The following is a 7203-nucleotide window of genomic DNA, read 5'->3' on the forward strand; positions in this document are numbered from 1 at the left end:
CGCAGGATAAGCTCTCCCCCCCCGGCGGGCCAGCCCCATGTTACGGACCACGCCGCCTGCGCGGACCGGGGCATGGCCGTGTACCTCGGCGGGGTTCGCGGTCCTGATGCAGCCGATCTGCCGGGCGCAGCGGTCGAGCGGCCCCGCCACCTCGAGTGGCGGGGCCGCGTCCCGGCAGATCGGCTGTATCAAGACCGCGCAACGACTCAGGTGAGGAACATGGGCATCCCCGACACGTTGCGCACGTCGGCCCGGTACTGGTCCGTATCATAGAACCGATCCACGTCGACGCGCTTGATGCCGCCGGTGATCGAGGCCAGGGGCACCGCCGTGTACTTGCCGCCCTGCAGGCCGGTCATGAAGCCGGTCTTGCCCTCGATGAGGTAATCCATGGCCAGGTTGGCGTAGTTCATGGCCACCATGCGGTCCAGGGCGTCGGGTGCGCCGCAGCGCATCAGATAGGCCAGGGACTGGTACATGATGTCCTCGCCCGTCAACTCCTTGATGCGGTGTGAGGTGTGCTTGCCGATCCCGCCCAGCTTCTTGTGGCCGAAGGCGTCCTTCTCGCCCGATTGGTGGATCTCGCCGCCCACCTCGGTGGCTCCCTCGCTGATGGTCATGATGGCGTAGTTGCTCGGGTTGCCCGCCTTGTCCGTCTTGAGCATCCCGGCGAGACGCTCCATGTCGAAGGGCACCTCGGAGATGATGGAGCGGTTGACGCCCGCGAGGTAGCTGACGATCAGGGCCGTCTCCCCGCTGTTGCGGCCGAAGAGCTCGATGATGCCGATGCGCTCGTGGCTACCGATCGGCGTGCGCAGCTGCGTGATGGCGTCCACCGACCTTGTGACCGCGGTGCTGAAGCCGATGCAGTAGTCGGTGCCGAAGACGTCGTTGTCCATGGTCTTGGGCACGGCCATGATGGGGAACCCGGTCTCGTGCAGGCGCGCCGCGTAGCTCAGGGTGTCGTCGCCGCCGACGGGGATCAGGGCGTCCACCTGCAGGTCCTCGAGCGCCGCGAAGATGTGGTCGGTGATGTCCGCGGGATAGGTCATGCCCGCGCGCTTGACGTGGTCGAACATGTCCTTCTCGCGGATCTTGGCCGGATTGGTGCGCGACGAGTGCAGGAACGTGCCCCCGGAACGGTCGATCGTGCGCACGGCCTCCCACGGCAGCGGCTTCAGCCAGGGCGCGTTCCACTCCGGGTCGCCGAGCTTGTAGGCGGCCAGCGACTCCCAGCCCTTGCGCAGGCCGAGCACCTCGTAGCCCGCCTGCAGGGCGCGCCAGACCACCTGCTTGATGCAGGCGTTGAGACCCGGCACGTCGCCGCCGCCGGTCAGGATCGCGATCTTCTTCTTGCGGTTCATCGTTTCTCTCCGGTCCGGGTCGTCGTCAGGTCGTCGCGATGGGGACAGCCGCCGCTGAGGAACGTTCCCTCGCAGGACATGCGCGCCAGTTCCAGGACGTCGCGTTCGCCGAAACCGAATAGCGCCATGGCCAGCTCGTACTCGCGCGAGAGGGTTGTGGCCGAGACGGTCGGGTTGTCGGTGCACATGGCCACCTTGACGCCGGCGTCCAGGAAGCGCGGCAGCGGATGATCGCGCAGGTCGGCGACGGCGCCGGTCTGCAGGTTGGAGCTGAGGCAGACCTCCAGCACCACGCCGTCGCGGGCCAGGCGCTTCATCAGCTCGGGATCGCGCCCGGCGGAGGTGCCGTGACCGATGCGCGCCGGGCCGAGGTGGTCCAGGGCCTCCCAGATGCGCTCGGGGCCCTCGCTCTCGCCGGCGTGGACGGTCTTGTGCAGGCCCATCCTGGCGGCCAGGTCGTAGGCCTTGCGGAAGAGGATGGGCGGGAACGGCGCCTCGGGGCCGGCGATGTCGAAGCCGATCACGCCCACGTCCGAGTGGAAATCCTGCCGCTCGCCGATGATCTCGCGCAGCAGGATCCTGGCCATGTTGCCGCCGTGGCTGCGCATGGCGATCACCACGATGCCGCAGCGGAAGTCGACGTGGGCGTCCTTGAAGCGCACCAGACCCTTGCGCGTCGCGTGCAGCACCTGTCGGGTGGTCAGGCCGGCGCGCCGGTGGATCAGCGGGTTGATGCGCAGCTCGAGCAGGCGGATGCCGTCGGCGTAGGCGTCCTCGGCGATCTCGTAGGCGATGCGCATGATGTTGTCGTAGAACTGGGTGTACTGCAGCGGGACGTGGAACTTGTCCAGGTAGTCGATCAGCGACTTGTCCTGCTTGTCGTCCCACTCCAGGTAGCGGCGGAAGGCCTCGAAGTCCAGGCCCGGCACGGCCGAGTAGTACTTCTCCGACAGCTCCCACAGGGTCGCCGGCCGGATGGAGCCGTCGAAGTGGCGGTGCAGTTCCGCCAGGGGCAGCGTCTCGAGGAACGCGCGCCTGTCCTCAGGGGTCATCTTTTCTCCCCGGGTTCGTGTTTCTCGCTCTGTTTGGGGGCATAGGATAGGTCCGGGACGCCGGCCTGTCCAGCGGGAGCGGAAGCGGATCAGCCGACCAGGGGCAGCGCGACGGTGCGGATGGAGTTGCCGACGTGCAGGCGGACGGTGTAGAGGCCGGGCTCGAGACGTTCGCCGAGAGCGTCCTCGCCGCGCCAGCGCACGGCGTGGCGGCCGGCCGGGTAGACGGCGTCGGCCAGTCGGATCACGGGGTTGCCCTCGGCGTCGAGCACGTCGAGGACCACGTGGGCCTCGCGGTCCAGGTAGAAGGGGACGTAGGTGGCCGGGGCGGCCACGCGGGGATGGGGGTCGAGCAGGCGGACGGAGCCGTAGGGGGCGGCGAGGGCGGCGCCTGCGGTCAGCAGGAGGGCCATGGCCAGGATGATAGGCGATGTGTGGCGACGAGGCATGCTGTCTCCCCTCTAGGCGCCGGGTCGGGGATGTCTCATGAGGTATCATTATATCACACCATTCCTTGATGTTTCTAGTCATTGCCTTACATATGATCATAATCACTCCACCCTGGGTGGTATGTGCGATATTCGGGATCAAAGCGTGAGTCCGGGCGCATCTACTTCATGAGGGATAATTTCCGACTCTCGATCAGTTCGCCTGCCTTCAACCTGGCGATGTGGACACGTCTGGACATTTTCAGTGCGTGATTCGGAATACGTAACGGGGAGAGGCATATGACGATCACCCTTGAGGCCTCCCAAAAACCGATCGACACCACCCCCCGCCATGAGTACCCTTCCCCCACCCAAACGCCACCCGCAAGCCCCAAGCAAGGAAACGCCCATGTTCGACCGCAACGTACTCGACCTGGACCTGGACAAGACCGTAGAGACGATCAAGACCCGGCTGCGCGAGCTCGTGTCGCGCCGCATGCTGCGCCGCGGCGCCGTGGTCGCCATGAGCGGGGGCATCGACAGCAGCGTGACCGCGGCGCTGGCCGTGGAGGCCCTGGGCCCCAAGAAGGTCTTCGGCCTGCTGCTGCCCGAGCGCGACTCGTCGGCCGCGAGCCGCTCGCTGGGCGCGCAGCTCGCCGAGCACCTGGGCATCGCGTACGCGGTGGAGGATATCGCGCCGGCGCTGGAGGCGATCGGCTGCTACCGCTGGCGCGACGCGGCCTACCGCGAGGTCTTTCCCGGGTACGGCGAGGGCTGGAAGGCCAAGATCGTGCTGCCGCCGGACCTGATGGACTCCGACCGCATGAACGTCTACCGGCTGGTGGTGCAGGATCCCGGCGGCGACATGCACGAGGAGCGGCTGCCGCTGAAGGCGTACCTGCAGATAGTGGCCGCGACGAACTTCAAGCAGCGCATCCGCAAGACCATGGAGTACTTCCACGCCGACAGGCTGAACTACGCCGTGATGGGCACCCCCAACCGGCTCGAATACGACCAGGGCTTCTTCGTGAAGAACGGCGACGGGTCGGCCGACATCAAGCCCATCGCCCACCTCTACAAGACGCAGGTCTACGCCCTGGCGCGGCACCTGGGTCTGCCCGAGGAGATCTGCACCGTCGTGCCGACCACCGACACATATTCGCTGCCCCAGGGCCAGGACGAGTTCTACTTCGTGCTGCCCTACGCCGAGATGGACCTGTTGCTGTGGGCGATGAACCACGACGTGACGGCCGCCGCGGCGGCGCGGGCGCTGGGCCTGGAGCAGGTGCAGGTCGAGCGCGTCTATCGCGACATCGAGCGCAAGCGCGCCACCACGCTGCCGCTGCACCTGCCGCCGCAGCTGATCGAGAACGTCCCGGAGATCGTCAAATGAGAGGCGCGGGCAAGGCTAAAAACTTGTCGTCCGGGCTTGATTGAGTACCATTGGTGAAATGCCTGTGTGCAGGTCCGGCGCTCGGGAATGGAAGGGGCCTCGCGTGAAAATCACCACCAAAGTCCGCTACGGACTCCGCGCGCTACTGCAGATCGCCGTCAGCTACGACGGCAAGCCCGTCCCTCTCAGCTCCATCGCCGAATCCCAGGAAATCAGCCGCAAGTATCTGGAGCAACTCGTCGCCGCGCTGCGCAAGGCCGACCTGGTCGGCAGCCGCAAGGGCGTTCACGGCGGCTATTACCTGATCAGCGAGCCCAAGGACATCTCGCTCTGGGACGTCTTCCTGACGCTGGAAGGGCAGACGCCGCTGGTCGAATGCGTCCCCAATCCCGATTCGTGCGAGAGATCCGCCTTCTGCACCACGCGCAGCATCTGGGAACTGCTCGACATGAAGCTCAAGGAGTTCTGGGAGGGCTTCACCCTCCAGGATCTGATGGATCGCCTGCCCGAGATCGAACGATCGCTGGACGAGAGCAGGAAAGCGCCTCAGGTCTAGCCCGCCGCGATGAGCGCTGCCGCCTCGCACCGCCTGGAATAGCCGCTCGTTGCCGGTTTGACAACCACCGGTCGACGCTTCACTTTTCGCCCAGGCGTCGACCCCAATCCAAGCGAGAAACCACATGGAATTCATCCGACAGCTGCGTCGCAAGGCCGCCGAACTCCACCGCACCATCGTGCTGCCCGAGAGCGGCGACGAGCGCACCCTGCGCGCCGCCGCGACGTTGCGCGACGAGGCCATCGCCGGCGTGTTCCTGCTGGGCGATGCGGCGGACATCCGGTCGCGCCTGCGGGACCTGGGGCTCTCCGCCGACGGCATCGCCATCGCCGATCCCGCCGCCAATCCCGATCGCGAGGCCCTGGCCGCCACGCTGTACGAGAAACGCAAGCACAAGGGCCTGTCGCTGGCCGAGGCGGCGCAGACCGCGACGGATCCCCTCTACTGCGGCGCCCTGATGGTCGAGCGCGGCCTGGCCGACGGCATGGTGGCGGGCGCCGTGAACAGCACCGGCAACGTGTTGCGCGCGGGCTTCCAGGCCATCGGCACGGCTCCCGGCTGCTCGATCGTGTCGAGCTGCTTCGTGATGGTCAACCCGGACTGGCAGCTGGGCACCGACGGCATGATCGTCTTCGCCGACTGCGCCGTGAACCCCGACCCCGACGCCGCGCAGCTCGCGGACATCGCCGCGGCCACCGCCGCGACGGCGCGGGCGCTCTGCGGTTTCGAGCCCCGGGTGGCCCTGCTCAGCTACTCCACCAAGGGCAGCGGCGCGGGCGCGAGCGTGGACAAGGTCGACGAGGCGCTGCGCATCCTGCGGGAAAAGGCGCCCGACCTCGCCGCCGATGCGGCCCTGCAGGCCGACGCCGCCCTGGTACCGGCCGTGGGCGAGCGGAAGGCCCCCGGCAGCGCCGTCGCCGGCCGCGCCAACGTGCTGATCTTCCCGGACCTGGATGCCGGCAACATCGCCTACAAGCTCGTCCAGAGGCTGGCCGGCGCCGAGGCCGTCGGGCCGGTTATGCAAGGCATGGCCAAGCCGATCAACGACCTGTCGCGCGGCTGCAGCGTCGACGACATCGTCAACGTGGCCGCCATCACGGCCCTGCAGGGCGGAGGATCCGCGCCGTGACGAACGTGCTGGTGGTCAACTGCGGCAGCAGCTCGCTCAAGTACCAGTTCCTGGCGATGGAGAACGAGCGCCTGCTGGCCAAGGGCCTGGTCGAGCGCATCGGCCAGGACGAGGGCCACCACGTCTACAAGCGCCCGAAGCACGATGCCGTCGAGGAGACCTGTCCCATCCCCGACCACCGGGCCGCCATGGAGCTGCTGCTGGCGGCCCTGACGCATCCCGACCACGGCGTCGTCGGGAGCTACGAAGAGATCTCCGGCGTGGGGCATCGCGTGGTGCACGCGGGCGAGGCCTATTCCGGCAGCGTGATGATCGACGACGAGGTGATGGCGGCCCTGGAGGCCTGCATCCCGCTGGCACCGCTGCACAACCCGCCCAACATCATGGGCATCAAGGCGGCCCGCGCCGTGCTGCCGGAGGTGCCCATGGTCGGCGTCTTCGACACCGCCTTCCACCAGACCATGCCCGACACCTCGTACGTCTATCCCCTGCCGTACGAGCTCTACACGGAGCACGGGATCCGCCGCTACGGATTCCACGGCACCAGCCACCGTTACGTCGCCTTGCGCGCGGCCGAGATCCTCGCCCGCGACCCCGCCGAGCTCAACCTCATCACCTGCCACCTGGGCAACGGGGCCTCGGTGGCGGCCATCAAGCGCGGCAAGTCCATCGACACGTCAATGGGCTTCACCCCCCTGGAAGGGCTGGTGATGGGCACCCGGTCCGGCGACATCGATCCCGCCATCGTCGGCTACCTCGAAAGCAACCTGGGCATGAGCAGCGCCGAGGTCGTCCACCTGCTCAACAAGCAGAGCGGGTTGCTGGGCATCAGCGGCGTCTCGAGCGATCTGCGCGACGTGGAGCGCGAGTACGCCAACGGGAACGACCGTGCGCGCCTGGCCCTGGAAGTGTATTGTTACCACATCCGCAAGTACATCGGGGCCTACGCCGTGGCCCTGGGCCACGTGGACGCGATCACCTTCACCGCCGGCGTCGGCGAAAACGACTCCCTGGTCAGGGAATGGTCCTGCCGCGGACTGGGCATCATCGGCGCCGTGCTCGACCCCTTCAAGAACGCCACGCGGCACGATGAGGCCATCATCAGCAAGATGTCTTCGCGGGTGACAATCATGATCGTACCCACCAACGAGGAGTTGATGATTGCGCGCGACACGATGTCCATCGCCTTCCCGACCGTCGCCGCGGTGTGACGCCGCGATGCCCCCCGTCCCCAGGACAGCGATCGCGGCGGCCCTGATCGCGGGCCTGATCGCGGCGTGG

At 67.4% G+C, this 7203-nt stretch carries 7 protein-coding genes; 4 read left to right on the forward strand and 3 right to left on the reverse strand.

Annotation, left to right across the window (positions count from 1 at the left end; all coding sequences use genetic code 11):
- Positions 1-206: 206 nt before the first annotated feature.
- The 3 genes from KJ554_11310 to KJ554_11320 all read right to left on the reverse strand — a co-directional run bounded on the left by KJ554_11310 (position 207) and on the right by KJ554_11320 (position 2865).
- Positions 207-1364 carry a 6-phosphofructokinase gene (locus KJ554_11310; protein ID MBU0742925.1) on the reverse strand — a complete coding sequence of 386 codons (1158 nt, stop codon included), beginning with the start codon at positions 1362-1364 and terminating at the stop codon, positions 207-209.
- Positions 1361-2416 (reverse strand): adenosine deaminase, encoded by a 1056-nt coding sequence (gene add, locus KJ554_11315; GenBank protein ID MBU0742926.1) that lies wholly within the window; start codon positions 2414-2416, stop codon positions 1361-1363. Before add ends, KJ554_11310 begins: the two co-directional genes overlap by 4 nt.
- A gap of 89 nt (positions 2417-2505) precedes the next feature.
- Positions 2506-2865 carry a hypothetical protein gene (locus KJ554_11320; GenBank protein MBU0742927.1) on the reverse strand — a complete coding sequence of 120 codons (360 nt, stop codon included), beginning with the start codon at positions 2863-2865 and terminating at the stop codon, positions 2506-2508.
- Between the two features lie 388 nt (positions 2866-3253).
- On the opposite strand from KJ554_11320, the gene nadE reads away from it, so the two are divergent.
- The 4 genes from nadE (at position 3254) to KJ554_11340 (ending at position 7133) form a co-directional block, all read left to right on the forward strand.
- Complete coding sequence (gene nadE / locus KJ554_11325) at positions 3254-4237, forward strand: NAD(+) synthase (protein ID MBU0742928.1); 984 nt, start codon at positions 3254-3256, stop codon at positions 4235-4237.
- A gap of 103 nt (positions 4238-4340) precedes the next feature.
- On the forward strand, positions 4341-4793 hold the full coding sequence (locus KJ554_11330) for an Rrf2 family transcriptional regulator (GenBank protein ID MBU0742929.1): 453 nt from the start codon (positions 4341-4343) through the stop codon (positions 4791-4793).
- Between the two features lie 124 nt (positions 4794-4917).
- Positions 4918-5922, forward strand: coding sequence for a phosphate acetyltransferase (gene pta, locus KJ554_11335; GenBank protein ID MBU0742930.1), 1005 nt, complete (start codon positions 4918-4920; stop codon positions 5920-5922).
- Positions 5919-7133 carry an acetate kinase gene (locus KJ554_11340; GenBank protein ID MBU0742931.1) on the forward strand — a complete coding sequence of 405 codons (1215 nt, stop codon included), beginning with the start codon at positions 5919-5921 and terminating at the stop codon, positions 7131-7133. The genes pta and KJ554_11340 overlap by 4 nt, the downstream gene beginning before the upstream one ends.
- Positions 7134-7203 lie beyond the last annotated feature (70 nt).

It is taken from the genome of bacterium (genome assembly GCA_018814885.1).
Lineage (GTDB): Bacteria > Krumholzibacteriota > Krumholzibacteriia > LZORAL124-64-63 > LZORAL124-64-63 > JAHIYU01.

Bases quoted from the DNA above. Each gene is read 5' to 3' on its own strand.
- KJ554_11310 (MBU0742925.1), bottom strand. From the start codon at position 1,364: ATGAACCGCAAGAAGAAGATCGCGATCCTGACCGGCGGCGGCGACGTG.
- add (MBU0742926.1), bottom strand. From the start codon at position 2,416: ATGACCCCTGAGGACAGGCGCGCGTTCCTCGAGACGCTGCCCCTGGCG.
- KJ554_11320 (MBU0742927.1), bottom strand. From the start codon at position 2,865: ATGCCTCGTCGCCACACATCGCCTATCATCCTGGCCATGGCCCTCCTG.
- nadE (MBU0742928.1), top strand. From the start codon at position 3,254: ATGTTCGACCGCAACGTACTCGACCTGGACCTGGACAAGACCGTAGAG.
- pta (MBU0742930.1), top strand. From the start codon at position 4,918: ATGGAATTCATCCGACAGCTGCGTCGCAAGGCCGCCGAACTCCACCGC.